This window comes from Synechococcus lacustris Maggiore-St4-Slac (assembly GCF_024345595.1).
GTDB classification, from domain to species: Bacteria; Cyanobacteriota; Cyanobacteriia; order PCC-6307; family Cyanobiaceae; genus Synechococcus_D; species Synechococcus_D lacustris.
In genome coordinates this window covers 31,288-55,462 of record NZ_JAGQBK010000011.1, presented here as the reverse complement: position 1 = coordinate 55,462, position 24,175 = coordinate 31,288, and the positions used below count along the sequence as shown (strand labels likewise).

26 protein-coding genes are annotated in these 24,175 nt (G+C 56.9%); 17 read left to right on the top strand and 9 right to left on the bottom strand.

Annotated elements, in window-relative coordinates:
* Positions 1-35 precede the first annotated feature (35 nt).
* Entirely contained in the window at positions 36-557 is a 522-nt protein-coding gene (locus KBY68_RS09125) for a photosystem I assembly protein Ycf3 (protein WP_255096885.1), read from the top strand.
* Here the strand turns inward: KBY68_RS09125 and radA are convergent.
* Positions 554-1,957 carry a DNA repair protein RadA gene (gene radA, locus KBY68_RS09120; RefSeq protein WP_255096884.1) on the bottom strand — a complete coding sequence of 468 codons (1,404 nt, stop codon included), beginning with the start codon at positions 1,955-1,957 and terminating at the stop codon, positions 554-556. The two genes, KBY68_RS09125 and radA, sit on opposite strands and share 4 nt — an antisense overlap.
* A gap of 92 nt (positions 1,958-2,049) precedes the next feature.
* On the opposite strand from radA, the gene rpaB reads away from it, so the two are divergent.
* Genes rpaB through KBY68_RS09095 form a run of 5 tightly spaced genes read left to right on the top strand, consistent with a single transcriptional unit; the run spans position 2,050 to position 6,648 of the window.
* Positions 2,050-2,811: a response regulator transcription factor RpaB gene (gene rpaB, locus KBY68_RS09115; RefSeq protein WP_106500426.1), complete on the top strand. Its 762-nt coding sequence runs from the start codon at positions 2,050-2,052 to the stop codon at positions 2,809-2,811.
* A 6-nt stretch (positions 2,812-2,817) separates the two neighbouring features.
* Positions 2,818-4,035 (top strand): phosphate acyltransferase PlsX, encoded by a 1,218-nt coding sequence (plsX, locus tag KBY68_RS09110; protein ID WP_255096883.1) that lies wholly within the window; start codon positions 2,818-2,820, stop codon positions 4,033-4,035.
* Positions 4,032-5,030 carry a beta-ketoacyl-ACP synthase III gene (locus KBY68_RS09105; protein WP_255096882.1) on the top strand — a complete coding sequence of 333 codons (999 nt, stop codon included), beginning with the start codon at positions 4,032-4,034 and terminating at the stop codon, positions 5,028-5,030. Before plsX ends, KBY68_RS09105 begins: the two co-directional genes overlap by 4 nt.
* Positions 5,031-5,060: 30 nt before the next feature.
* A complete protein-coding gene (fabD, locus tag KBY68_RS09100) occupies positions 5,061-5,963 on the top strand; it encodes an ACP S-malonyltransferase (RefSeq protein WP_255096881.1) in 903 nt (300 codons plus the stop codon).
* 1 nt (position 5,964) lies between these two features.
* Positions 5,965-6,648: a lysophospholipid acyltransferase family protein gene (locus tag KBY68_RS09095; protein WP_255096880.1), complete on the top strand. Its 684-nt coding sequence runs from the start codon at positions 5,965-5,967 to the stop codon at positions 6,646-6,648.
* On the opposite strand, the gene KBY68_RS09090 is transcribed toward KBY68_RS09095, so the two are convergent.
* The 3 genes from KBY68_RS09090 to KBY68_RS09080 are packed head-to-tail and all read right to left on the bottom strand — an operon-like array spanning position 6,590 to position 7,982.
* Positions 6,590-7,147: a YdcF family protein gene (locus KBY68_RS09090; RefSeq protein ID WP_255096878.1), complete on the bottom strand. Its 558-nt coding sequence runs from the start codon at positions 7,145-7,147 to the stop codon at positions 6,590-6,592. The genes KBY68_RS09095 and KBY68_RS09090 overlap by 59 nt on opposite strands.
* Positions 7,147-7,773 (bottom strand): tRNA (adenosine(37)-N6)-threonylcarbamoyltransferase complex dimerization subunit type 1 TsaB, encoded by a 627-nt coding sequence (tsaB, locus tag KBY68_RS09085; protein ID WP_255096877.1) that lies wholly within the window; start codon positions 7,771-7,773, stop codon positions 7,147-7,149. The genes KBY68_RS09090 and tsaB overlap by 1 nt, the downstream gene beginning before the upstream one ends.
* A 5-nt stretch (positions 7,774-7,778) precedes the next feature.
* Entirely contained in the window at positions 7,779-7,982 is a 204-nt protein-coding gene (locus tag KBY68_RS09080) for a Ycf34 family protein (protein ID WP_255096876.1), read from the bottom strand.
* A 31-nt stretch (positions 7,983-8,013) separates the two neighbouring features.
* Between KBY68_RS09080 and KBY68_RS09075 the strand changes: the two genes are divergently transcribed.
* The 3 genes from KBY68_RS09075 (at position 8,014) to KBY68_RS09065 (ending at position 10,701) form a co-directional block, all read left to right on the top strand.
* The gene (locus tag KBY68_RS09075; protein WP_255096875.1) at positions 8,014-9,237 is read left to right on the top strand and encodes a tRNA nucleotidyltransferase/poly(A) polymerase-related protein; all 1,224 of its coding nucleotides are present in this window, start codon (positions 8,014-8,016) and stop codon (positions 9,235-9,237) included.
* Positions 9,238-9,311: 74 nt separating this feature from the next.
* Positions 9,312-9,749: an RNA recognition motif domain-containing protein gene (locus KBY68_RS09070; RefSeq protein WP_106500421.1), complete on the top strand. Its 438-nt coding sequence runs from the start codon at positions 9,312-9,314 to the stop codon at positions 9,747-9,749.
* 10 nt (positions 9,750-9,759) lie between these two features.
* Positions 9,760-10,701: an alpha/beta fold hydrolase gene (locus KBY68_RS09065; protein WP_255096874.1), complete on the top strand. Its 942-nt coding sequence runs from the start codon at positions 9,760-9,762 to the stop codon at positions 10,699-10,701.
* Here the strand turns inward: KBY68_RS09065 and KBY68_RS09060 are convergent.
* Positions 10,689-11,618 carry a phytoene synthase gene (locus KBY68_RS09060; RefSeq protein ID WP_106500422.1) on the bottom strand — a complete coding sequence of 310 codons (930 nt, stop codon included), beginning with the start codon at positions 11,616-11,618 and terminating at the stop codon, positions 10,689-10,691. The genes KBY68_RS09065 and KBY68_RS09060 overlap by 13 nt on opposite strands.
* A 3-nt stretch (positions 11,619-11,621) precedes the next feature.
* Positions 11,622-12,989, bottom strand: a complete 1,368-nt coding sequence (gene pds / locus KBY68_RS09055) for a 15-cis-phytoene desaturase (RefSeq protein WP_255096873.1) — start codon at positions 12,987-12,989, stop codon at positions 11,622-11,624.
* Positions 12,990-13,053: 64 nt separating this feature from the next.
* Here pds and ndhM point away from each other — a divergent pair, with 64 nt between their 5' ends.
* Together ndhM and KBY68_RS09045 are read left to right on the top strand one after the other, a co-directional pair.
* Complete coding sequence (gene ndhM / locus KBY68_RS09050; RefSeq protein WP_255096872.1) at positions 13,054-13,404, top strand: NAD(P)H-quinone oxidoreductase subunit M; 351 nt, start codon at positions 13,054-13,056, stop codon at positions 13,402-13,404.
* On the top strand, positions 13,405-14,031 hold the full coding sequence (locus KBY68_RS09045) for a DUF3172 domain-containing protein (protein ID WP_106500224.1): 627 nt from the start codon (positions 13,405-13,407) through the stop codon (positions 14,029-14,031).
* Here KBY68_RS09045 and KBY68_RS09040 read toward each other — a convergent pair.
* A complete protein-coding gene (locus KBY68_RS09040) occupies positions 14,022-14,981 on the bottom strand; it encodes a LysR family transcriptional regulator (RefSeq protein WP_106500225.1) in 960 nt (319 codons plus the stop codon). The genes KBY68_RS09045 and KBY68_RS09040 overlap by 10 nt on opposite strands.
* Positions 14,982-15,021: 40 nt before the next feature.
* On the opposite strand from KBY68_RS09040, the gene KBY68_RS09035 reads away from it, so the two are divergent.
* From KBY68_RS09035 to KBY68_RS09015, 5 genes are all read left to right on the top strand, one after another.
* Complete coding sequence (locus KBY68_RS09035; RefSeq protein WP_255096870.1) at positions 15,022-15,759, top strand: NnrU family protein; 738 nt, start codon at positions 15,022-15,024, stop codon at positions 15,757-15,759.
* A gap of 40 nt (positions 15,760-15,799) precedes the next feature.
* Positions 15,800-17,797, top strand: coding sequence for an NAD(P)H-quinone oxidoreductase subunit 5 (locus KBY68_RS09030; protein ID WP_255096869.1), 1,998 nt, complete (start codon positions 15,800-15,802; stop codon positions 17,795-17,797).
* Positions 17,798-17,891: 94 nt separating this feature from the next.
* Positions 17,892-19,451 carry an NAD(P)H-quinone oxidoreductase subunit 4 gene (locus KBY68_RS09025; protein ID WP_255096893.1) on the top strand — a complete coding sequence of 520 codons (1,560 nt, stop codon included), beginning with the start codon at positions 17,892-17,894 and terminating at the stop codon, positions 19,449-19,451.
* An 89-nt stretch (positions 19,452-19,540) separates the two neighbouring features.
* Entirely contained in the window at positions 19,541-20,380 is an 840-nt protein-coding gene (locus KBY68_RS09020) for a segregation/condensation protein A (protein ID WP_255096868.1), read from the top strand.
* 42 nt (positions 20,381-20,422) lie between these two features.
* Entirely contained in the window at positions 20,423-21,595 is a 1,173-nt protein-coding gene (locus tag KBY68_RS09015; protein ID WP_255096866.1) for a nucleotidyltransferase family protein, read from the top strand.
* Here KBY68_RS09015 and KBY68_RS09010 read toward each other — a convergent pair.
* A complete protein-coding gene (locus KBY68_RS09010) occupies positions 21,575-22,453 on the bottom strand; it encodes a methylenetetrahydrofolate reductase (RefSeq protein ID WP_255096865.1) in 879 nt (292 codons plus the stop codon). The two genes, KBY68_RS09015 and KBY68_RS09010, sit on opposite strands and share 21 nt — an antisense overlap.
* A gap of 68 nt (positions 22,454-22,521) precedes the next feature.
* Between KBY68_RS09010 and pedR the strand changes: the two genes are divergently transcribed.
* Positions 22,522-22,758, top strand: a complete 237-nt coding sequence (gene pedR / locus KBY68_RS09005; protein WP_106500231.1) for a photosynthetic electron transport-dependent transcriptional regulator PedR — start codon at positions 22,522-22,524, stop codon at positions 22,756-22,758.
* Here the strand turns inward: pedR and KBY68_RS09000 are convergent.
* Positions 22,748-24,175 carry a cryptochrome/photolyase family protein gene (locus tag KBY68_RS09000; RefSeq protein WP_255096863.1) on the bottom strand — a complete coding sequence of 476 codons (1,428 nt, stop codon included), beginning with the start codon at positions 24,173-24,175 and terminating at the stop codon, positions 22,748-22,750. The genes pedR and KBY68_RS09000 overlap by 11 nt on opposite strands.

Below are 24,175 nucleotides of genomic sequence, written 5' to 3'. Positions count from 1 at the left end.
CCACGGGCCACACTGGGTTGAACTGAGCTAATGCCGTGCCGCGCAGTCAACGCAACGACAACTTCATCGACAAAAGTTTCACGGTGATGGCCGATTTGATTTTGAAGGTGCTACCCACCAACCAAAGGGCAAAGGAAGCCTTTGCCTACTACCGCGATGGCATGAGTGCCCAGGGGGATGGGGAATATGCCGAGGCCTTAGAAAATTACGAAGAAGCCCTGCGTTTGGAAGAAGACCCCAACGACCGCGCTTTCATCATCTACAACATGGCCCTGGTATTTGCCAGCAATGGCGACCACGCCAAGGCCCTAGAGCACTACGAACAGGCCCTAGCCCTAAATGCAAAAATGCCCCAGGTGTTAAACAACATGGCTGTTATTCAGCATCACCTGGGCAGCTTGGCCCAAGAGCAAGGTGAAACCGATGAAGCTGATCGCTGCTTTGATCTAGCCGCTGATTATTGGACAAAAGCCATACGTTTAGCGCCCAATAATTACATCGAAGCTCAAAATTGGCTTAAAACCACAGGCCGCGGCAACGCAGATATATTTTTCTAACTAACAGTATCTGCCCCTAAAGCTGCCACCAAAGCTTCTGCAATCGTGCCAGCTTCTAGCAATTGCAAATCCAAACCAGCTGCAAGGCGACCGAGGCCACTGCCCTTGGGTACCACAGCCCGGCGAAAACCAAGGCGAGCTGATTCCTGCAGGCGCAATTCCAGCTGACCCACAGGCCGCAATTGGCCGCCAAGGCCCAATTCAGCAATCAATACCGTGCCAGGCGGCATGATCAGATCTCGATAGCTAGCTACCACCGCTGCTGCCACGCCCAGGTCGGCAGCCGGCTCCTCCACTTCCAAACCACCCGCCACGGCTAAATAACAATCAAAGCGGGAAAGTGGCAGGCCCAAATGTTTTTCTAATACCGCAAGGATCTGGTGCAAACGGTTGGTGCCGATGCCGGTGGCCGTTCGCCTGGGGCTGGCGTAGCTGGTGGTGCTCACCAGAGCCTGCAGTTCAACCACCAGGGCCCTGGTGCCCTCGCAGGCCACGATCGTGGCGGTGCCAGCGCTTGGTTCATCACCACCTAAGAACAACTCACTGGGGTTGGTTACTTCCACTAGGCCCTGGCCGCGCATTTCAAACACCCCCAATTCATGGGTGGCACCAAAACGATTTTTCACCGCCCGCAGCAGGCGATGGCTTGCAAAGCGATCGCCCTCAAAGGTGAGCACCGCATCCACCAGGTGTTCCAACACCTTTGGACCCGCCAAAATCCCCTCCTTGGTTACATGGCCCACCAGCAGCAGGGCAGTGTTTTGGCTTTTTGCAATCCGTGCCAAGGCGGCGGCACATTCGCGCACTTGGGCTACGGAACCGGGCGCACTGCTTAGTTCAGCGGCGTGGAGGGCCTGGATGCTGTCGATTACGGCTACGGCTGGCTTCAGGGCCTGCAGCTCCTGCAGCACCATTTCCAGATCGGTTTCAGCCAATAATTGCAACTCAACATTGGGATCGCTTGCCCCAGGGTTTGCCAAGCCGTTGGTTTGGCCCAGTTGATCCACTAGGCGCCGCCAGCGCAGCTTCACCTGCTGGGCTGATTCCTCAGCGCTCACATAAAGCACGGAATGACGGGTGGCCATCGCCTGGGCGCTCTGCAACAACAGCGTGCTTTTGCCGATGCCGGGATCACCCCCCAACAGCACCAGAGAGCCGGGCACCAAGCCACCACCCAGCACGCGATCCAACTCCCCATAGCCACTGCAGAGCCGTTGCAACGGCCGATCGCCAACGGCATAGATGGGCTCAGAGCGGCGGCCATGGGCTGCAATAACCCTTTTGCCAACCATCTGTTCAACGATGGTGTTCCAGCTGCCGCAGGCGGAACAACGGCCGAAAAACTGACGCGATTGGGCGCCACAGCTTTCGCATACGTAGCTGGTGCTGCTCTTTGCCAAAACGTTCTATGAAGATTGATGTGAATTACTACATAAATGCAGCCAAACCTCAGTTGAGTGGTCCAACTGCTCCGTTGCCGGTCTTGCCCTCTATGGCAGTTACAGCTGCTCCCCCCAACGGAAAAGAAATAATTCTGGTGGTAGACGACGAAGCCAGTATCCGTCGGATCCTGGAAACGCGCCTCACAATGATTGGTTATCAGGTGGTTACGGCCGCCGATGGGGAGGAGGCCCTTGAGGCCTTTCGCCGCCAACCAGCCGATTTGGTGGTGCTCGACGTGATGATGCCAAAGCTTGATGGCTATGGCGTTTGCCAAGAGCTGCGCAAGGAATCGGATGTGCCAATCGTGATGCTCACCGCCCTTGGTGATGTGGCCGACCGCATCACGGGCCTTGAGCTCGGTGCCGACGACTACGTGGTGAAACCCTTTAGCCCCAAGGAGCTGGAGGCCCGCATCCGTTGCGTATTGCGCCGGGTTGATAAAGACAACCTCGGTGGCCCGGGCCTACCCAACTCAGGGGTGATCCAGGTGGGTCAACTGAAGGTGGATACAAATAAGCGTCAGGTATTTCGCAACGATGAGCGGATCCGCCTCACCGGCATGGAATTCAGCCTGCTGGAGCTTTTGGTGGGTCGTTCTGGAGAACCCTTTAGCCGTGGTGAAATCCTCAAGGAGGTTTGGGGCTACACCCCAGAGCGCCATGTGGATACCCGGGTGGTTGATGTGCACATCTCGCGCCTGCGCTCCAAATTGGAAGACGACCCAGCAAATCCAGAACTTATCCTCACCGCCCGCGGAACCGGTTACCTTTTTCAGCGCATCATCGACGGCGCCAGCGGCGACGGAGGCTAAATCTCCATGGCGGAGCCAAATTCCCTACTGGGCCGCAGCAGGCGGCCCAGGCCCCGCCGTGCCATGCGCCGGCTGGTGATCTGGTATCGCCGCACCGGGCCCGTAATCAGCCTTGTGGGCAGTGCTGGCACCGTTCTTAGCGGCAGGTTTGGGTTTGGCTTTAACCCCGCCGCCAGCAACGGCCCCCGCGGCCCCCGCATAGCGATTGCCGTTGATGGCATGGGGGGTGACCATGCCCCCGGCCCCATCCTTGAGGGTTGCCTTGATGCCATCGAGCAATTGGCCTTGAAGGTGCTGTTTGTGGCTGAGGAGGCGCCCTTGCAAACCGCCATCCAAAACCTCAAGCTGCAGGAGCGGGTTGCCCAGGCCCAGGCCCAGGGATGCCTGCAACTACTGCCCGCCGGCCCCTCCGTGGGCATGGGGGAAGAGGCCACCACGGTGCGCCGCAAACGGGATGCCAGCATCAATCTGGCCATGGATCAAGTGAAAAGCGGCGCCGCCCTAGCGGTTTATTCAGCTGGTAATTCAGGGGCCGTTATGGCTTCTGCAATTTTTCGTTTAGGGCGGCTGAAGGGCATCGAGCGCCCTGCCATCGGCGCCCTTTTTCCCACCAAAGATGTGAACCGTCAGGTGTTGGTGCTTGATGTGGGGGCAAATATGGATTGCAAACCCAGTTATCTGCATCAATTCGCCCTGCTGGGCAACATCTACAGCCGTGATGTGTTGGCGGTGGCGAAGCCCCGCATCGGCCTTTTAAACATTGGCGAAGAGGAGTGCAAGGGCAACGATCTCGCCCTGCGCAGCTACCCCCTGTTGGCGGCTGAAAAGCGCTTCCATTTCGCCGGTAATTGCGAAGGCCGCGATGTGCTTTCCGGTGACTTTGATGTGGTGGTGTGCGATGGCTTCAGCGGCAATGTGCTGCTCAAATTTTTGGAATCCGTGGGCAGCGTGCTGTTGGAGGTGCTCAAGGCCGAACTACCCCGCGGTCGCCGCGGCAAGGTGGGGTCTGCATTCCTTCGCAACAATTTGCGGCGCATCAAAAAACGGCTCGACCACGCTGAACACGGCGGTGCCCTGCTTTTAGGGGTGGATGGGATCTGCGTGATCGGCCATGGCAGCAGCAAAGCACTTTCCGTATTGGGGGCCCTGCGCCTTGCCCACACCGCCGCCAGCCATGGGGCGTTAGAAAATCTGCACCGCCTTAGTGAAGGGGATGGTCAATGAAGGGCATTCGCTTTTGCGCCACAGGAGCAGCCCTGCCCCATAACAGTGTTAGCAATGAGGCCCTCAGCCAACGGGTAGACACCAGCGACGACTGGATCCGCAGCCGCACGGGCATCGCCGCCAGGCGCATAGCCGGTGAGGGCGAAAACCTCACCCAGCTGGCGTCTATGGCTGGTGCCAAGGCCTTAGCTGCCGCCGGTTGGGATCCAGCAAGCCTCGATTTAATCCTGCTGGCCACCTCCAGCCCCGACGACCTATTCGGCTCCGCCCCCCGCATCCAGGCCCAACTTGGCGCCACCAATGCCGTTGCCTTTGATCTCACCGCCGCCTGCAGCGGTTTTTTATTTGCCCTGATTACCGCTTCCCAATACCTGCGCACCGGCGCCATGGGGCGGGCCCTTGTGATTGGAGCCGATCAATTAAGCCGCTGGGTGGATTGGAATGATCGCCGCACCTGTGTGCTTTTTGGTGATGGGGCAGGGGCATTGGCAATTGAAGCCTGCACCCCAGAGGAAGATGGCCTAATCGGGTTTCGCATGGCCTCCGATGGCCGTAAGGCCGATTGTTTAAACCTGCGCCAAGGGGCGGCTTTTGAGGATTTGATCCCAGGCGTAACAAGCCAGAGGGGTGGCTTTGAACCAATCGCAATGAATGGCCAGGAGGTTTATAAATTTGCCGTGCGGGAGGTGCCAACAATATTGATGGAACTGCTTGGCAGCACAGGCACGAGCGCCGAGCAGTTGGATTGGCTGCTGCTGCACCAGGCCAACCAACGCATCCTTAATGCCGTGGCCGAACGGCTGGGGCTACCGGCAGAGAAAGTGTTGAGCAACCTGGCCAACTACGGCAACACCTCAGCTGCCACGATCCCCGTGATGCTCCATGAAGCCGTGAGCGATGGCCGCATTCAAGCCGGTGATTTGATCGCCAGCAGTGGTTTTGGGGCGGGGCTCAGTTGGGGGGCAGCCCTTTGGCGTTGGGCAGGCAGCCGGTAGCCTCCATGGCTAGCGCAGCTTGCAACTGGTATGGGCATTGCTTGGGTGTTTCCGGGGCAGGGGTCGCAAAAAATCGGCATGGCCGCTGGCTTGCTGGAGCATCCACTAGCAAAAGAACGCTTTGAGCTGGCATCTGATCTGTTGGGCCGCAACCTGGCCCAGATCTGCGCAGGCACTTGCCCCGAGATCGAAAACGACCTTCACAACCTCAACAACACCCGCAACACCCAGCCAGCCCTATTTGTGCTTGAAAGCCTGCTGGTGGATCTGCTGCATCAACAGGAAAAGCAAGCAGATCTGTTGGCAGGCCACAGTTTAGGTGAATTAGTTGGCCTCTATGCCGGCAGTGTTTTTAAATTTGAAACCGGGCTGCAGTTGGTAATTCGCAGGAGTGAATTAATGGCCGCCGCCGCCGAGGGCGCCATGGTGGCTGTGATCGGATTCAACCGCAGCAGCCTGGAGGAAGCCGTAGCTGCAACGGCTGATGTGGTGATCGCAAACGACAACAGCGATGGCCAGGTGGTGCTTTCCGGCAGCCAGGCAGCCCTTGATGCCGTGTTAGCGGCAGTTAACTGCAAACGGGCCGTGCCCCTTGCCGTTTCGGGCGCTTTCCATTCACCCTTCATGGCAGCTCCAGCCGCGGCCTTTGCCAAGGAGTTAGCTGCGCTGGCTTTTAACAACAGCACCGTGCCGATCCTGAGCAACACAAACCCCAGCCCCTGCAGTGATGGCAGCGATTTAAAGCAAAGGCTCGAGCAGCAGATGACCTCAGGGGTGCGCTGGCGCGAAACGATGCAGCAATTTGAGTTGGCTGGGATCCACACCGTGGTGGAGGTGGGGCCCGGGGCAGTGCTGAGCGGCTTAATAAAACGCAGCTTGCCGGCAGTGGTAACAGCCCAGATCAGCTGCTTAAACGATCTGGGTGTCGCTTGAGATGCCTTCATCACAAAACTTCCCCCTAATCCTTAGGCCCCAACCGAGCCCCAGCTATCGCCTGGTGCAATGGCTATTGGTGGCACCAATTTTTCGTTTGTTATTTCGTGGCCGCTGCCGTGGCATGGAACGGGTACCCCGCCAGGGGCCCTTGGTGGTGGTGGCAAACCACGGTTCCCACCTGGATCCACCCCTATTGGGCCACACCCTGCCGCGGCCGGTGAGTTTTATGGCTAAGGCGGAATTATTTGCGGTGCCTGTTTTGGGGCCGTTGATCCGCAGCCTCGGCGCCTATCCCGTTAGCCGCGGCGCGAGCGATCGGGAGGCGATCCGCACTGCCCTCGGGCGTTTGGAGCTGGGCTGGGCCACGGGGATTTTTTTAGATGGCACCCGCCAGGCCAGTGGCCGGGTTGAGGACCCCCAGCTGGGGGCAGCCCTGCTTTCAGCCCGCAGTGGGGCAGCGCTGCTGCCGGTGGCCCTTGTGAACACCCACAGGGCCCTGGGGCCTGGTCAAACCTGGCCACGGCTGGTGCCCCTAGAAGTGCGGGTGGGGCTGCCAATCCCGCCACCTGCCTCCCGCCGTCGCCCCGACCTGGAGGCCACTACTAGGGCCTGCCAGGAGGCGATCAATGCCTTGCTGGAGGCGCCTTCAGCTTCAACTGTTGGCGTAAATCCTTGCCGCTAACAACCCAAACCAAGGCGCGTAAACCATCACCCCACACCTTGCGGCGCGATTCCGGAACGCAGTTGTTGCCGCAGGGCACCTCCACCGGGCTGAGGTAAACACCCCTGCTGCCCGCCACCAAGCGCCCCACCAGCAGGGCCCTTTCCATGTGGTCACTGCTGGTTACCAAAAGCACGTGGCGCACCCCCTTGCGATGTAATTCATCCACCACGCTTGTGTAGTTGCTAAGGGTGTCGCTGGCGCGGTAATCCAGCTGAACTTTGCTGGGATCTAGGCCATGGCGGGCTAGCAGCCAATGGGCATATTCGGCATTGCTGCCACTGCTCACCAGCAGGGGCAATTGGGTACTGCGGGCCAGCTGGGCGCCCACCTCCTCCCGCTCAAGATCACCACCCAAAACCAAAATTTGTTGGGGTGGCGGCAGCAGAGGTTCCACAAGCTTTGCCCCGCAACTCCACAGCCCAACAACTAAGCCTGCCCCCAGCAATAAACGCCACATCAGCTTTCGATTGACGTTTTTTTGGCAGGTAATTCTTGAACAGGGGAGGTGGGGTAGATGGGCAAAACCTGCTGCCAAGGGCCAGCGATGTTTTGCTCAAACAAAGGTTCACTCAGCTGCAACATCAGCCGGGCATCGTGCTCCGGTTGCATCTGCGCCTCCCAAAAGGCGCTGGTTAATCCAGCTGGATTGAGGCTTGGCGGCTCAAGCTCCTCAACAGCTGCAACATCAGCCGCAACAACGCCGTAATAGCCAGCCACCACCCCCCTGCGGGGCAGGGTTTGACCAATCCAATGGGGACCTGTGCTTGCTAATTCCAGCCGGCGCCGCTCTGCAATCAGGCGCAGGCTGCCATAGCCATAAAGGGGTATTTGCAACTGCTGGGCCAGGGTGCGGGCTAGCACCAAGGTGAGCCGCGTGCCGGTAAAACTGCCGGGGCCGGTGGCCACCGCCAACCAACTGAGCTCCCGCCAGCGGCTGGCGGGCAACAACTCAGCAATGGCATCAAATAGGCCGTTTGCCAATTCACGGGCTAAGGGGAAAGCAGCGGAACGGCCCTGGCCCCTATCCAGCAAGGCAACCCCAAGGGTGCTGCTGCAACTGTGGAGCGCCAGGGCACAACTCATGGCGGCTAATTAGCTTGAAAACTATTGCAGCCGCGCACATCCCACTCCACACCCCAGCTGTTTTCCACCTCTTGCACGCAAATGTGAATCTGGGGATTTAAGGGTGTGAAATCAGGATTTTGATTCAAATGGGGCACGCCATGCTCCTTTTCCACCCGGTGATAGGCAGTGCAGCGCTGGATCCAGGAACAATCCAGGCAAATGCACATGGGTGGGCTTGGTTGATAGCTGAATTGTGCCGTGAAATTACAGCGTCAAGATGGTGCCATGGATTTGCCAGCTACAGCCACCAGCACCCAGGGGGCGGCAAGCCTGTTGCGGCAGCGGCTAGCGCCGCAGAGCTGGCCGCTGGCGATCGAGCAGTTGCCACCCGGCTGCGCCCTGGTGGGCGGTGCCGTGCGGGATGGCCTGCTAAATCGTTTGCCACCCCACCCCGACCTCGACCTGGTGGTGCCCACTGGGGCAATTGCCCTAGCCCGCCAGCTGGCTAAGGCCCACAGGGGCGTTGCGGTGGTGCTTGATGCCCCAAGGGATATGGCAAGGGTGGTGCTAGGCCCCTGGACCATTGATCTAGCCGCCTGCGCCGGCAGCAGCCTGGTGGAAGATCTGCACCGGCGCGACTACCGCATCAACGCCATGGCCCTCCCCCTTGGGGTTGATGGCCCCCTGCTGGATCCCCTCGGCGGCCTGGCTGATCTGGCCAAGGGCCAGCTCACTGCCATCAGCGAAGCAAACCTCCAGGAGGATCCCTTGCGTTTATTGCGGGGGCCGCGCCTGGCGGCGGAGCTGAATTTTCAGTTGGCCGCCAGCACCAGCGCCTTTGTGCAACGCCATGGAGCCTTGCTTAGCCAGGTTTCAGCTGAGCGGGTATTGGCGGAATTGGAAAAATTAGCCAGGTGCCCCCTTGGGGCCCAGGGCCTCCGCCAAGCCATAGAGCTGGGTTTACTGCGGCCATGGTTGGAGGAGCTGGCCCTTGATAACTTGCAACCGCTCAATGATGCGGGCCCCCTCAGCGCAGCTGAAGCATCTACTGCCTTACCCCTGGCGCGCTTTGCCCAGTTGTTTGGCGCCAGTGGTTTGGGGCGCCTGCGGGCCAGCAAAAGGCTGCAGCAACGCTGTTCAATTTTGCGTAAATGGTTACGAATTTTGGCTACTAGCCCCAGCCTTGGCGAGGAGCAACAATTGCTGCTTTGCCAGGAATTAGAGCTAGATCTAGCTGCCCTAGTGCTGCTTGCACCGCAGCAAACCAAAGGCTGGCTAGAGCGCTGGCGCAACCCAAACGACTGCCTGTTCCATCCCCGCAGCCCCATTGATGGGGCCCAATTGCAGCGGGAGTTGGGGATCAAGCCGGGCCCAGCCCTGGGGCTGCTTTTGGCTCAACTAACCCGGGCTCGCGCCTTTGGCAGGCCCCATAACCTTGAGGCCGCCAGGATCCTTGCTGAGCAAAGACCCCCTGCCGCATGATTAACTGCATTGTTCCTGGCCCAAGCTTCCAGAGCATCTGGTTATAAACAAAGGCCCCACGTTTTTTTCTTCCCATGAGCACCCGCCTCTACGTTGGCAACCTGCCCCAGTCGTTTAACCAAAAAGAACTGGAGGAACTGTTTGCTGCCGTTGGCGCTGGCGTGCGATTTAAAGCTGTTCTCGACCGTGATACGGGCGCCTGCCGTGGTTTTGGTTTTGTAAATGTGGACGACGCCAAACTCACAGATGCCGTAATCGAACAATTCAACGGCCGTGAATATGGCGGCAACCAATTGAAGGTGGAGGTGTCGGAGAAGCGTGAAAGCCGCGGCAATGAGCGCGCTGGCGGCAGCGATCGCCGCCCCAGCTCCGCCGGACCCACACCCGCGCGTAAATCAGTAGACAAAGTTGTGCATAGCGATGCACCTGCAGCAGCAGCCCCCGACCCCCGCTGGGCCGGCGAACTATCCAAACTGAAAGATCTGCTGGCAAACCAAAAAACAACCGCCTAGTAATTATTTTTTGACCACACTTCATTTTTGGACCTGGCAAGGGAATAGCGGTTCCCAGCGAATTGCCTACCGCCAGGCCGGAATTGCCAATGGTGCTGATCCAGTGGTGCTGGTGCACGGCTTTGGCGCCTCCAGCGGCCACTGGCGTTTCAACCTGGGCCCCATCAGTGAAGACAGGCCTGTATTTGCCATCGATCTGCTCGGTTTTGGTGCTAGCGCAAAACCCCGCTCCCAACTTGAAAATGAGGCTGCAAGCCCAGGTTCACTGCGCTACTGCTTTGATCTTTGGGCCCAATTGCTGAGCGATTTCATCCAGCAGGTGGTTGCCCCAGCACCAGGGGTGCAGGTGCAACTAGTGGGTAATTCAATTGGTGCGATGGTTGTTTTAACGGCTGCTTGCTTAATGCAAAAGCAAGGGCAGCCGCCGGCCCAACTAATCCTGATCGATTGCGCCCAGCGCAGCCTCGACGACAAACGCGCCGCCCAACTGCCAGGCCTCGAGCGCGCCAGTCGCCCTTTGATCAAGCAACTGGTGCAGCAGCGGTGGGTGATCAACCCATTATTTCGGCTGTTGGCCCGGCCTGCTTTTATCCGCAGCGTGCTGCTCAGGGCCTATCCAAGCGGCGCCAATGTGGATCAAGAGTTGGTTGCCCTGCTGCACGGGCCCAGCCTTGCTGAGGGCGCCACCGAAAGCTTCCGCGGCTTTGTGAATCTCTTTAACGACCACCTGGCCCCAGAACTTTTGGCCCAGATCGAGCCGCCACTGCCGGTGCGTTTGCTTTGGGGTGCGGCTGACCCCTGGGAGGACCCCTTAGAAGCAGGCCGCTGGGCGGCGCAATTTGCCTGCGTAAAGGAACTAAAACTATTGCCAGGGCTAGGCCATTGCCCCCACGATGAGGCACCGGAAATTGTTAATCCAATTCTGCGCCAGTGGTTAGCTCAGCGGGCCTGAGCAATCAAATAAGACAGGGGCAGATCAAGAAACTTACCCACCCGAGGCACATAGGCCCTGTGGTTAAAAACGTCGTAGTTGAGCTTTTCAATGGCATCGAGGATGCCGCGATAGATGCGCAAGGAAGCCCACACCGGCCAGCGGGCATCAGCTGCCAACCAACGCACCCCAGATTCGGAAAGGGCAAACCAGTGGCGGGCCCGCTGCAACTGAAAAGCCATCAAGGCATTCCAATTTTCATTCAGGGTGCCAGCCATCAATTCCGCCTCTGAATAACCAAAGCGCTGCAGATCCTCTTGGGGCAAATAAATTCGGCCGCGGCCGCGATCTTCGCCCACATCACGGAGGATATTGGTGAGCTGGTTGGCAATACCAAGGGCCACAGCCGCTTCGCTCGTATTTGGTTTATTGCTCCATGGGGCGCTGATGTAGGCAGGATCTAAACCCATCACCTCTTGGGTCATCAAACCCACGGTGCCTGCAACGCGAAAGCAATAGCTCTCTAATTCGGCAAAAGTGGCATAGCGATGTTTGCGCAAATCCATGCGCTGGCCCTCGATCATTTCCAAATAGGGTTCAAGGGGCTGGGGGTAACGCTCGAGCACATCTGCCATCACCAGATCAAGGCCATCGAGCACATCACCTTGAAACAGGTTTCGCGTGCGTTGCTCCCAACAATCAAGCCGATCGCTCAATTCTTGCACCGGCAGATTTTGCGCCTCCGGGCTATCCATCAATTCATCGGTGCGGCGGCACCACACATAGATGGCCCAAATTGCCCGGCGCTTCGCCGGGGGCATCAACAGGGTGCCGAGGTAGAAGGTTTTAGCCCACCGCTCCGTTTCCAGCCGGCAGGCCTCATAGGCCTCATCAAGGGATGGCAAAACTGATTTCGAGGGCAGGGGGCATAGCACCATCGTTTAGCTCGCCACTGCAGCCGCGCAGAGTTTACCGCTGAGCACGGCACCTTCCATCGAAGCGAGATAGCGCTGCATGGTGTAGTCGCCAGCCAAAAAGAAATTGGCGATCGGTGTGGCCTGGCTTGGCCGCAGGGCCTGGCAACCGGGCACGGTTTTATATACCGAAAGCGGTGTTTTAACCACTTTGCTTTTACGCAATTTAGCTGGCTCTTCCCCACCAAAATGCTGGGGAAATAATCGCTCTAGCTCACCCAATGTGGCTGCAACAATTTCACTATCAGGCCTGCCGATCCAATCATGGGCAGGGGCAAAAACCAACTCGAGCATCGAACGCTCTGGGTCTTCATACTCGCGACAGGTATTACTCATATCTGCGTAAACACTAAGCAGGGGCGATCTGCTGAATAGCAGATGGTCGATATCAGTGAGCTTGCGATCAAACCACAGATGGATATTAATTACTGGCACGCCCCTTAAGCCATCAAGGCGACTAAAAAATGGCATTTCCTTCCATGGTTCAGGCAATAGCAACTTGAAGGGATCCACCGGCAGAGCGCTCACATAGGCATCGGCTTCCGCCAGATAGCCCTCCTTGCCATTGATGCCAGCGATGCGGAAACCATTCACCTCGCCGGTTTCCGCCAACTGGATCTCCCGCAGGGGCGCCTCCAAATGCACCTCACCGCCACGGGCTTGGATGTGTTCCACCATTGGCATACAAAGGCGCTCCGGTGGGTTGCCATCAAGAAAAGCCATCTTTGAACCATTCTTTTCTTGCAAAAAGCGATTTAGGGCTGTTAGTAAAACTGTGCTGGAGATCTGATCTGGATCTATGAAATTAAGCGCCTTGCTCATGGCAATAAATACCTCATCATTCACCCGTTCGGGGATGTTGTGGAGGCGCAACCACTCCGTCCAGGAATATTTATCGCAGCTTTCCACATATTCCTGCCCCCGCAGCATTGCCGGCACCAAACCCAAGCCAAAGGCAATTTTTTCCGGCCAGGTGAGTAGGTCGTTATTACCAAGGATCGCTGCCACGCCGTTGAGCGGTGCCGGCAGATCAGGGAAATCAAAGCGGCTATAGCTGCCGGGCACCTCCCGCTGGTTAAAGATCATCGAATGGCTTTTCCATTGCAGCCGCTCTTCGATGCCTAGTTCGGCAAAGAGCTGAAGCATGTTTGGGTAGGCACCAAAAAAGATGTGCAAGCCGGTTTCATACCAATCACCGTCTTCGTCTTGCCAGGCGGCCACCTTGCCGCCGAGCACATCTCGGGCTTCGTATACCACTGGTGTGTGGCCAGCATCACTGAGGTATTTGGCGCACGACAAGCCCGCAAGACCTGCCCCGGCAATCGCCACCCGCATCTGCGCCCCTGTTCAAATTGAGCGCTCACCATAGAGTTAGGAACCCTCTCGCTGTTTATCGCCGGTGTCTGACACGCCGCTGAAGTGCACCACCCGCCATGTGCGGATATTTGCGGCCACCGTTGGCAGCGACGGCATCCTCACGGCTGCCAACGATCAACTCACCCTTGATTTGGATCCAGATAACGAATTTGAATGGGATGCTGCTCCCCTAACCAAGGTGCAGCAACGCTTTGCTGAGCTGGTGGAAGCCGCGGCCAACACCCCAATGAACGACTACAACCTGCGCGGGATTGGTTCCGCCTTGGAGGGCTACATCCGCCAGCTACTGCAGGCCGGTGAATTGCGCTACAACCTAAATAGCCGGGTGCTGAATTACTCCATGGGTTTACCCCGTAGCCCCGAATCCCCCTAAATGGCCCCCCGTCGCCCGCCTTCCCCCTACGACGACAGCGCCTACGAAAGGGAGCGCTACCAAGATCGCTATCGGGGTGGGCCCCAATCGAGTGGTGCTGGCAAAAAGCCCGGTGAAGGTTTAGCCGGCTTGAAGTTCAACATGGCCACCATCGCCCTGATGGCTGGGGTGATGATTTTGGGCATCGGCATCGGCACCGCTTTAAGCAGTAACACCGCCGGCAGCCAGGGCAATATTTCCAGCAGCCAGCAATTGGATATGGCAGTGCCCGATCCGGAATTTTGTAAGCAGTGGGGTGCTAGCGCCTTCGTGATCGACGTGGAGACCTACACCACGATGAACCCATCCTCAAGCTTTGTAACCCAGCCAAGCCTGCAACCAGGCTGTGTAATCCGCCGCGAAAATTGGTCGGTTTTACAAAAAGAAGGGGCGGTTACAGCTGAACAAATGCGGGAATGCAAGCAGCGGATGAATACCTTCGCCTACATCGGTTCAATCCGAGATAAGCCAGTGGTGCGTTGCGTTTATCAAAACGACGCCAGCCAAAACAAATTCCAAACCAAGGGCATTGCCGGTGCCGCCGCCGACGACACCGTGGGTGTTACCCCAGAAGCGGATCAGTTCTGAGCAGAACTCTGATCCCGTAGGGGGCTATCGGGGCTGGCAAATACCGGCAGGATTTCTTTTCGGAATGCCGCTGAAGCCCTTGAGCAATAGCGGGCGGGATGGGTAATCAAACGCAACTGACGCCGCACGCTCAAATCGCTCAACATCACCCGATGCAAACCACCGGTGGCCAGTTCCCGTTCAATCGAAACCACCGGTAGAAAAGCAGCGCCCAAACCACTTTGCACCGCATTTTTAATCGCCTCGAGGGAATTGAGCTCCATTTCAATGCGCAAGCGCTGCACATCGAGCCCACCCCTGGAAAGCAGTTGATCCACAACCTTGCGGGTGGTTGATTGGGCATCCAAGCAAATAAAGGAAAGGCGATACAGATCTTCTTTTTGTAATTCCTGCAGCCGTGCCATGGGATGTTTTATCGGCAACACCAAAGCCAATTCCTCGCTGGCATAGGCCACCACCTGCAGCTGCTCGGCCAATTCGTTTGGCACCTCACCACCAATGATGGCGAGATCCACCTGGCCATTGGCCACACTCCAACTGGTGCGCCTGGTGCTGTGCACCTGCAATTGCACAGAAACATCAGGATATTTCTGACGAAATAAACCAATCATGCGGGGCATTAAATAGGTGCCCGTTGTTTGGCTTGCACCCACCACAAGGGAGCCCCCCTTGAGGTTATGGAGATCGTCTAGGGCGCGGCAAGCCTCCTGGCATTGACTCAAAATCCGCTCGGAATAGGTAAGTAATAAATGACCAGCTTCTGTGAGTTGGGCCTTGCGGCCGCCGCGATCAAATAAAGACACATCCAGCTGCTTTTCCAAATTTTGGATCTGCAAACTCACCGCTGGCTGAGTTACATAGAGGCTATCTGCGGCCTTCTTAAAGCTGCCCTCACTGGCGATGGCCCGAAGGATGCGCAGCTGATCAATAGTGAACGGAAGGTCCGCCATCGCTTAACTCTAGGGTGCAATTTCCAATGGCCTTAGTTGGATGGCTACTTCCACCCTGCACAACAGCAGCCTGGTGATGCTGGCTTTGCTGTTGGTGTTTGCAATTTTGCACAGCGGTGGCGCCTCCCTGCGTTATTGGGGTGCAGCCCGCATCGGCGAACGGGCCTGGCGGCTGCTCTTTGCAGCGATCAGCATCCCGGCAGCGGTGGTGTTAGTTGGTTACTTTTTGGCCCATCGCTACGACGGCCTCCGGCTTTGGAATCTGCAGGATCAAGCCTGGATTGTGCCCCTGGTGTGGGCTGGCACCGCCGTTAGCTTTTTCTTTCTGTATCCAGCCACCTACAACCTGCTGGAAATACCGGCATTGCAACAACCAAAGGTGCGGCTTTATGCCAGCGGCATTATTCGCATCAGCCGCCATCCCCAGGCGGTGGGCCAAGTGCTCTGGTGCTTCACCCATCTGCTTTGGATCGGCAGCAGCTTCATGCTGGTTACTTGTGTTGGTTTGATTGCCCACCATTTATTTGCCGTATGGAATGGTGATCGGCGCCTGGCGGCCAGATTTGGCGATGGCTTCAAAGAATTGCAGGCAAACACTTCAGTAATTCCCTTTCGGGCGGTGCTGGATGGCCGCCAGAGCTTGGTGCTAACTGAATTTTTAAGGCCAGCCCAATTGGGTATTGCCATCGCCATTGCCAGCTTCTGGTTTGCCCACCGTTGGATTGGGCTAGGGGCCACAACTTTTGCCCGTTCTTGGATTGGCCACTGGCTTCATTAGCTGTGCTGCCTACACTCCAGATACCCGCCTGCCGTTTCAGATGCCTTCGGCTGCCGAGGTTGCCTGGTTAATTCCCGTGTTACCGCTGGCGGGAGCTGTGTTTGTGGGGTTGGGGCTGATCAGCTTCAACCGCACCGTTAATCGTTTACGCAAGCCCGTGGCTTTGTTGCTGCTCAGCTGTGTGGGCGCCTCAGGGGTATTGAGTTTTGCCGTTTTGGCTGAACAGTTGCGGGGCGCTGGCCCCTATGAGGCCCTGTTCAATTGGGCTAGTGCCGGTGATTTCAACCTTGAGATGGGCTTCAGGGTTGATCCCCTAGGGGCTGTGATGCTGGCTTTGGTAACCACCATCGCTGTGTTGGTGATGGTTTATTCCCATGGCTACATGGCCCACGACAAAAGCTATGTGCGTTTTTTCACCTACCTAGCCCTGTTCAGCAGTTCGATGTTGGGGCTTGTGATCAGCCCAAACCTGCTGGAGATCTACGTTTTTTGGGAATTGGTGGGGATGTGTTCCTATCTATTGGTGGGCTTTTGGTACGACAGAGAGGGGGCAGCCCACGCGGCCCAAAAGGCTTTTGTGGTGAACCGGGTTGGTGATTTCGGCCTGCTCCTCGGAATACTCGGCTTGTTTTGGGCCACGGGCAGTTTTGATTTCGAAGGCATCGCCACGGGCCTTAGTGCTGCCATGGCAGATGGCCGCGTGTCTGGTTGGGCAGCAACTGCCCTTTGCCTGTTTGTTTTTATGGGGCCCATGGCCAAATCGGCCCAGTTCCCCCTGCATGTGTGGCTGCCCGATGCCATGGAAGGGCCAACGCCCATATCAGCCCTAATCCATGCGGCAACGATGGTGGCAGCTGGGGTGTTTTTGGTGGCGCGGCTTGAACCCCTCTATGGCCTCTTCCCAGATGTGCAAACGGTGATCGCCGTAATTGGCACCATCACCTGCTTCCTAGGGGCCAGCATCGCCCTCACCCAGATGGATCTGAAAAAGGGGTTGGCCTACAGCACCGTGAGTCAGTTGGGTTACATGATGCTGGCCATGGGTTGCGGCGCTCCGATCGCCGGCATGTTCCACCTGGTAACCCATGCCTTCTTCAAGGCGATGTTGTTTTTGGGTTCCGGTTCGGTGATCCATGCCATGGAAGAGGTGGTGGGCCATGAACCGGCCCTTGCCCAAGACATGCGCTTAATGGGCGGGCTGCGTAAGCAGATGCCGATCACAGCGATCACCTTTTTGATCGGCTGCGTTGCCATCAGTGGCATCCCACCTTTGGCGGGCTTCTGGAGTAAAGACGAAATTCTTGGTCAAGCCTTCAACAGCTACCCACTGCTCTGGGTTGTGGGTTTCCTAACGGCCGGGATGACAGCTTTTTACATGTTCCGGCTCTATTTCCTCACCTTTGAGGGGCCCTTCCGCGGCGCTGATCTGCAATTGCGCCAGGAACTGCTCGCAGCAGCTGGTAAACCAGCAAGCGATAAGGGCGGCCATGCCAGCAAGGCCCATGAATCGGCCTGGCCGATGACTTTGCCCCTGGTGGTTTTAGCGGTGCCTTCAATCCTGATTGGCCTGCTTGGCACCCCTTGGCATAGCCGCTTTGCCGCTTTGCTTGATCCAAAGGAGGCAACAGAAATGGCAGCAGCATTTAGCTGGCCTGAATTTCTTCCCCTTGCTGGCGCATCGGTGGCGATTTCCCTAACGGGCATCAGCATTGCTGTGCTGGCCTATGCCTTGCACAAAATCGACCTTGCTAAGGCCGTTGCCGCTCGCTTCCCCAGCATCAATGCCTTTCTTGCCAATAAGTGGTATCTGGATGCCTTAAACGAAAAACTATTTGTGCAGGGCAGCCGCAAGTTGGCAAAGCAGGTGCTTGAGGTGGATGCAAAGGTGGTGGATGGGGTTGTGAACCTCACAGGCTTGCTCACCCTTGGCAGTGGTGAGGGCTTGAAGTATTTCGAAACCGGTAGGGCCCAGTTCTATGCCTTGATCGTGTTTGGCGGTGTGATTGGCCTTGTGGTGATCTTTGGCTCCCTCGGCTAACGGCGAGCAAGCTTGAGATGTGTGTGTCAAACCCAACCGGTGAATGCACGGTTGGCTAGTAATTTCTACACTCCCTCAAGACGCTGCCAAGGATCTGGACGCCTTTCCCTGGCTAACAACAGCCATCTTGCTGCCGATAACGGCCTCCCTGCTGATCTTTTTCATTCCTGATCCAGGCGACGGCAAAATTGTGCGCTGGTATGCCCTTGGGGTAACGCTCACCACATTTTTGATCACGGTTGCTGCCTACCTGCGGGGCTACGACCCTGATGTGGCTGGGCTACAGCTCTACCAACGGGTTTCCTGGTTGCCCCAGGTGGGTTTGGGTTGGTCGGTGGGGGCCGATGGCCTCTCGATGCCCTTGATATTGCTCACCAGCTTCATCACTACCCTGGCCTGCCTTGCGGCTTGGCCCGTTACCTTCAAGCCAAAACTTTTCTTTTTCCTATTGCTGGCCATGGATGGCGGCCAGATAGCAGTTTTTGCAGTGCAAGACATGCTGCTGTTTTTCCTGGCATGGGAACTGGAACTGCTGCCTGTTTATCTATTGCTGGCGATCTGGGGCGGTAAAAAACGCCAATATGCGGCCACAAAATTCATCCTTTACACCGCCGGCAGTTCACTTTTTATCTTGCTGGTGGCCTTAGCAATGGCCTTTGCCGGCGGCGGCACGCCAAGTTTTGAATACAGCGAACTAGCGGCTAAACACCTGGGCACTGGCTTTCAATTGCTTTGTTATGGCGGGTTGTTAATCGCCTTTGGCGTAAAACTGCCGATTGTGCCCCTGCACACCTGGCTGCCTGATGCCCATGGGGAAGCAACAGCGCCTGTGCACATGCTGCTAGCCGGGATCCTGCTCAAGATGGGCGGCTATGCCTTATTCCGCTTTAACGCTTCGATGTTCCCGGAAGCCCATGTGCAATTTGCGCCCCTACTGGTGATTTTGGGGGTTGTGAACATTATTTATGCGGCGCTCACCTCCTTTGCCCAACGCAACTTAAAACGCAAAATTGCCTACAGCTCAATTAGCCATATGGGCTTTGTGCTGATTGGTATTGGTAGTTTCTCGCCACTCGCGGCAAGCGGCGCAATGCTGCAGATGATCAGCCATGGCTTGATCGGTGCCAGTTTGTTTTTCCTGGTGGGGGCCACCTACGACCGCATCCACACCCTGCAGCTGGATGAAATGGGTGGGGTGGGTCAAAAAATGCGCAAGATGTTTGCGCTCTGGACCATCTGTTCGCTTGCATCCCTTGCCTTGCCTGGGATGAGTGGCTTTGTGTCGGAATTGATGGTGTTTGTGGGTTTTGCCACCGACGACGCCTACAGCCTGCCCTTCAGGATCGTGATCGATGGTTTAGCGGCCGTGGGTGTGATCCTCACGCCTATTTATTTGCTTTCAATGTTGAGAGAAATATTTTTTGGTACGGAAAATCCAGTATTGGCAGACACCAACATGGTGGATGCTGAACCCAGGGAGATCTACATCATCTCTTGCCTGCTGGTGCCAATTATTGGCATCGGCCTCTACCCCAGGTTAGTTACAGACACCTACAGGGCCACGATTGAACAATTGGTGGCGGTTGATGAATCCAAAATGAAGGCGGCCAGTGCACCGCCCTTCCCCTTCCGGATGGCACCGCAATTGAACTAATGCCCCTGGCACTGCCTAGCTGCGCAGGTTAATCTGCGCCCAGTTGGCCTTAAACCCCTTTGACCCATTCGGGGGACAGTGGGGCCCGTGTGGCCATCCGCTTACTGCAAGATGCAGCGGAACGGGGCGATATCGACCCTTGGGATGTTGATGTTATTGCAGTAATTGATGGTTTTTTAGATCAGTTGCGTCAAAAACTTGAGTTGCCAAGGCTGGTGGCAGCAGCGGGTGGCAGTTATGAACAAGATTTAGCAGAAAGTAGCGAAGCATTTTTAGCGGCATCGGTGCTTGTGTCCCTAAAGGCCGAACACCTGGAGCAGCGCACCTTTGCCCAAGAACTGCCTTGCCCCGAAGAGGATGATTTGCTCAACCTCGAAGCGGATTGGCCGCAGCTGCTGCAATTACCAGCGCGGCCGGAACGGTTGCTACTGCGGCGAACGGTGGCACCACCACCCCTACAAAGGCCCGTAACCCTGGGGGAATTGATTCAGCAGCTGGAGGATATCGCCACTCGCCTGGAGGAACAGGGACCACGGCAACGGCGCCAGGCCCCGAAGCGCTATTCCGATCGCGAGGCGATTGCCCAGGTAACAGCCCTGGCCCACAGGGAAAAGCTGCCTGAAACCACAGCAGCACTCAGTGTTTTTCTGGGGAAATGGGGCCCTGGCACCAGCTGGGTTGACTTTGAACAATTGGTAACCGCCTGGGGAAAAGCAGCCCCCGCCGACCTTGATAGCGATCGGGTTGGGGTGTTTTGGGCCCTGCTTTTTCTTTGCTCCCAAGGGCGGGTGGATCTTGAGCAAGATGGCTCCCAGCTATTTGGCCCATTGCGTTTGCGTTGTTTATTACAGGCCGGCGAGGGGGTGCAGCAGGAAATTAGCTGGATAGGGTCAGCGCCGCAGCCGGCCCGTGAACTGCAAGCCGCCTAGGAAAGCATTGATACGCTTACTTGATCTGTTGAGATATCCGCCATGAAGGCCATGATTTTGGCGGCGGGAAAAGGAACGAGGGTGCAGCCGATCACCCACACCATTCCCAAGCCAATGATTCCTATTTTGCAGAAACCAGTGATGGAATTTCTGCTGGAATTATTACGTCAGCATGGCTTCACGGAAGTGATGGTAAATGTGTCGCATTTAGCAGAAGAAATTGAAAACTATTTCCGCGATGGCCAAAGGTTTGGCGTGGAGATTGCCTATAGCTTTGAGGGTCGCATTGAAGATGGTGAATTAATTGGTGATGCCCTTGGTTCCGCAGGCGGTTTAAAAAAGATTCAAAACTTTCAACGTTTTTTCGACGACACCTTTGTGGTGCTTTGTGGTGATGCCCTAATCGATTTAAATCTCAGCGAAGCGGTGCGACGCCACCGCCAGAAAGGAGCCTTGGCTTCTTTAGTAACGAAACGGGTGCCAAAGGAGCAGGTAAGCAGCTATGGCGTGGTGGTAACAGATGAACTGGGAAGGGTAAAAGCATTTCAGGAAAAACCCGCCATAGACGATGCCTTAAGCGACGAGATAAACACTGGCATTTATATATTTGAGCCTGAGATATTCGAGCATATCCCTAGCGATATTCCCTACGACATTGGCGCAAATCTGTTTCCTAAATTAGTGGAGGAAGGGTTGCCATTTTACGCCTTGCCAATGGAATTTGAATGGGTTGATATTGGTAAAGTTCCCGATTATTGGCAGGCGATTCGATCTGTTTTGCAAGGTGAAGTTAGGCAGGTAACGATTCCAGGCAAGCAGGTGAGGCCTGGAATTTACACCGGCCTAAATGTTGCTGCAAATTGGGATAAAATCCATGTGGAAGGGCCTGTTTATGTGGGCGGCATGACAAAAATAGAAGATGGTGTTTCAATCATTGGTCCAGCAATGATTGGCCCTAGTTGTCATATCTGCGCCGGGGCAACAATTGATAACTCCATTATTTTTGATTATTCCCGCATCGGCGCTGGCGTTCGCCTGGTGGAAAAGTTGGTTTTTGGCCGCTATTGCGTTGATCGCAGCGGCGACCATATCGATGTGCAGGAGGCCGCCCTCGACTGGTTGATCACCGATGCCCGCCGCCAAGACCTTGTGCAGCCATCACCGGAACAAAAGGCCCTGGCCGAATTGCTCGGTTCAGATCTCGGCAAGGGCTAATACATCCACCAGGCTTTCCTCAGCCTTAATCGCCATCAGGTGCACGCCAGCTGCAATTTTGCAATAGCTGCTCACTTGTTCAGCGGCAATCCGGATCCCCTCCAAGCGGGGATCGGCGGCAGCGGCAAGGCGATCGATCAAGGCCTGGGGGATCTGGGCCCCTGGCACCACACGATTGATAAAACTGGCATTTTTGGCTGATTTCAAAAGAAACACCCCGGCCAGCACCGGTAAACCGAGGGGGTTTGTTATCTCTCCACAAAAACGCCGCAATGCCTCGGGATCCATCACCATTTGGGTTTGTAAAAACCTGGCGCCTGCTGCCGCCTTCCGCGCTGTGCGGCTTTTGAGGCCACTCCAGCTGGGCGATTGCGGATCAGCGGCGGCACCGGCAAACAGGCTTGTGGGGCCATCGGGCAGCACCTTACCGAGGGGATCCAAACCCTGATTAAGGGCCTGCACCTGCAGCAACAAACGCACCGATTCCAAATCAAATACAGGCCGCGCCAGGGGTTGATTGCCAGCCCGCACCGGATCACCGGTTAAACACAACACATTGCGCAGCCCCAGGGCATGGGCTCCAAGCAGTTCCGCCTGGAGGCCAATGCGATTGCGATCGCGGCAGCCCAGCTGCAGCACTGGCTCCAGGCCGCGCTCCTGCAGCAATTTGCAAAGGGCAAGGCTGCCCATGCGCATCACCGCTCGGCTGCCATCGGTAACGTTGAATGCCTGTACCAACCCCCGCAAACTCTCGGCTGCCGCCAGTGCCCTACTGGGATCTCCCCCTAGGGGCGGTGTAATTTCAGCGGTAATTACCGGCCTAGGGCCCGCTAAGGCCTGTTCAAAACCTGGGGCCATACCTGCCTAATAACTTGGATATCTTCCCAGGCTGCCTACACTGCTCAAGTGTTGCTGGGGCGCAGGCTATGGACGCCCATCTCTCCGAAAGGGAGCTGGAAATCATCGAATTGGTGGCGGCGGAGCTCACCAACCATGAGATCGGCGTAAAGCTCTCGATCAGTAAACGCACGGTTGATAACCACGTGAGCAATATCTTCACGAAAACCGGCTCCCGCAACCGGGTAGCCCTGGTGAATTGGGCCATGAGCAACGGCAAAATCTGCCGCGATGGCCTCAATTGCTGCAACCTGCCTAAGGCCTAGGCAGGGAGGCGTATAGGGCTTTGAAATGGGCCTGCTGTTGGCGATGGCTCACCAATGGCGCCGGATAGCCACGGCTTTCTAGGGGTGCGATTTCACCGCTGATTAGATCAGCACTATTCACATGTTGCAGTTCCGGCAGCCAGCGGCGGATATACACCGCATCGCTATCAAATTTGCGCGCCTGGGTGGCGGGGTTAAAAATTCGCAGCGGTTTTGGATCCATGCCACTGCTGGCACTCCATTGCCAACCGCCGTTATTGGCAGCTTGATCACCATCCACTTCAAGGGCCATGAACCAGGCCTCCCCAAAGCGCCAATCACAAATCAAGTCTTTAACTAAAAAAGAAGCCACGATCATGCGGCAGCGGTTGTGCATAAAGCCTGTTTCCGCCAGCTCTCGCATCGCTGCATCAACAATTGGCACCCCGGTGAGGCCCTGCCGCCAGGCCTCTAGCCACTGGCCGTTGTTCTCCCAGGGGAACTGGCTCCATAGGGGCCGATAGGGGCCATCGGCAAGGCTAGGGAAATGGAACAGGGCCTGTTGATAAAACTCACGCCAGGCCAATTCCTGCTGCCACACCCGAATTGATTGGCGCTGTTCATCACTGCGGCAATTCTCTAAGCATTCCAAGCTGGCTGCCCAGGCGGTGCGGGCACTAAGGCTGCCGGCCCGCAAAGCAGCACTAAGGCAAGAAGTGCCGGCCTCCGCAGGCAAATTGCGACCTTCCTCGTAGTGCTGCAATGCCCCATCGGCAAATTGCTGCAATTGGCCAAGGGCGGCCGTTTCCCCCGGCAAACAGGGGCAAATCCCAGCGCCTGGCCACTGTTCCCTTGGCAGGGTGTGAACAAGGGGCATGGCGGCAAGGCAAGCCTGCTGGGTTGCTGTTAGGTCGAGCAGAGCCTTGGGTGCCTCCAGCGGTGCCGCCTTGGCCTGCTGTTGCCAGGCCCGCCAATAGGGGCCATAAACCCTGTAGGGGTCACCGGCGCCAGTGCGCAATTGCTCCGGTGGCACCAGCAATTGATCCCAATCAGCTGCCACCTTGATCCCAGCTGCCTTAAGGGATTGGGCAAGGCTTTTATCGCGCTGGCGTACTAACGGCTCCACATCACGGTTCCAGGCCACCCCCTCCACCGCAAGCAATTGGGCCAGCTGGGGCACCAGCAAAAGCGGATCGCCCTGCAACACCAGTAGGCGGCTACCGGCAGCGAGCCAACGCTGCTGCAATTCCACCAGACACTCCAGCAAAAACCAACGGCGGGCGGGCGCCATGGTGGGGTGCTGCAATTCAGCTGGATCCAGCACATAAAGGCCAGTTAGGGCTGGGCTGCTGGCGGCTTGGGAGGCCAGGCCCAAGTTGTCGGCAAGGCGCAGGTCGCGGCGATGCCAAAACAGCCAGCGGGGGGGCAACGCAGTCAT

Bases quoted from the DNA above. Each gene is read 5' to 3' on its own strand.
- rpaB (WP_106500426.1), top strand. From the start codon at position 2,050: ATGGCAGTTACAGCTGCTCCCCCCAACGGAAAAGAAATAATTCTGGTG.
- plsX (WP_255096883.1), top strand. From the start codon at position 2,818: ATGGCGGAGCCAAATTCCCTACTGGGCCGCAGCAGGCGGCCCAGGCCC.
- KBY68_RS09105 (WP_255096882.1), top strand. From the start codon at position 4,032: ATGAAGGGCATTCGCTTTTGCGCCACAGGAGCAGCCCTGCCCCATAAC.
- fabD (WP_255096881.1), top strand. From the start codon at position 5,061: ATGGGCATTGCTTGGGTGTTTCCGGGGCAGGGGTCGCAAAAAATCGGC.
- KBY68_RS09095 (WP_255096880.1), top strand. From the start codon at position 5,965: ATGCCTTCATCACAAAACTTCCCCCTAATCCTTAGGCCCCAACCGAGC.
- KBY68_RS09090 (WP_255096878.1), bottom strand. From the start codon at position 7,147: ATGTGGCGTTTATTGCTGGGGGCAGGCTTAGTTGTTGGGCTGTGGAGT.
- tsaB (WP_255096877.1), bottom strand. From the start codon at position 7,773: ATGAGTTGTGCCCTGGCGCTCCACAGTTGCAGCAGCACCCTTGGGGTT.
- KBY68_RS09080 (WP_255096876.1), bottom strand. From the start codon at position 7,982: ATGTGCATTTGCCTGGATTGTTCCTGGATCCAGCGCTGCACTGCCTAT.
- KBY68_RS09070 (WP_106500421.1), top strand. From the start codon at position 9,312: ATGAGCACCCGCCTCTACGTTGGCAACCTGCCCCAGTCGTTTAACCAA.
- KBY68_RS09060 (WP_106500422.1), bottom strand. From the start codon at position 11,618: ATGGTGCTATGCCCCCTGCCCTCGAAATCAGTTTTGCCATCCCTTGAT.
- pds (WP_255096873.1), bottom strand. From the start codon at position 12,989: ATGCGGGTGGCGATTGCCGGGGCAGGTCTTGCGGGCTTGTCGTGCGCC.
- KBY68_RS09045 (WP_106500224.1), top strand. From the start codon at position 13,405: ATGGCCCCCCGTCGCCCGCCTTCCCCCTACGACGACAGCGCCTACGAA.
- KBY68_RS09040 (WP_106500225.1), bottom strand. From the start codon at position 14,981: ATGGCGGACCTTCCGTTCACTATTGATCAGCTGCGCATCCTTCGGGCC.
- KBY68_RS09035 (WP_255096870.1), top strand. From the start codon at position 15,022: ATGGCTACTTCCACCCTGCACAACAGCAGCCTGGTGATGCTGGCTTTG.
- KBY68_RS09030 (WP_255096869.1), top strand. From the start codon at position 15,800: ATGCCTTCGGCTGCCGAGGTTGCCTGGTTAATTCCCGTGTTACCGCTG.
- KBY68_RS09015 (WP_255096866.1), top strand. From the start codon at position 20,423: ATGAAGGCCATGATTTTGGCGGCGGGAAAAGGAACGAGGGTGCAGCCG.
- KBY68_RS09010 (WP_255096865.1), bottom strand. From the start codon at position 22,453: ATGGCCCCAGGTTTTGAACAGGCCTTAGCGGGCCCTAGGCCGGTAATT.
- pedR (WP_106500231.1), top strand. From the start codon at position 22,522: ATGGACGCCCATCTCTCCGAAAGGGAGCTGGAAATCATCGAATTGGTG.
- KBY68_RS09000 (WP_255096863.1), bottom strand. From the start codon at position 24,175: ATGACTGCGTTGCCCCCCCGCTGGCTGTTTTGGCATCGCCGCGACCTG.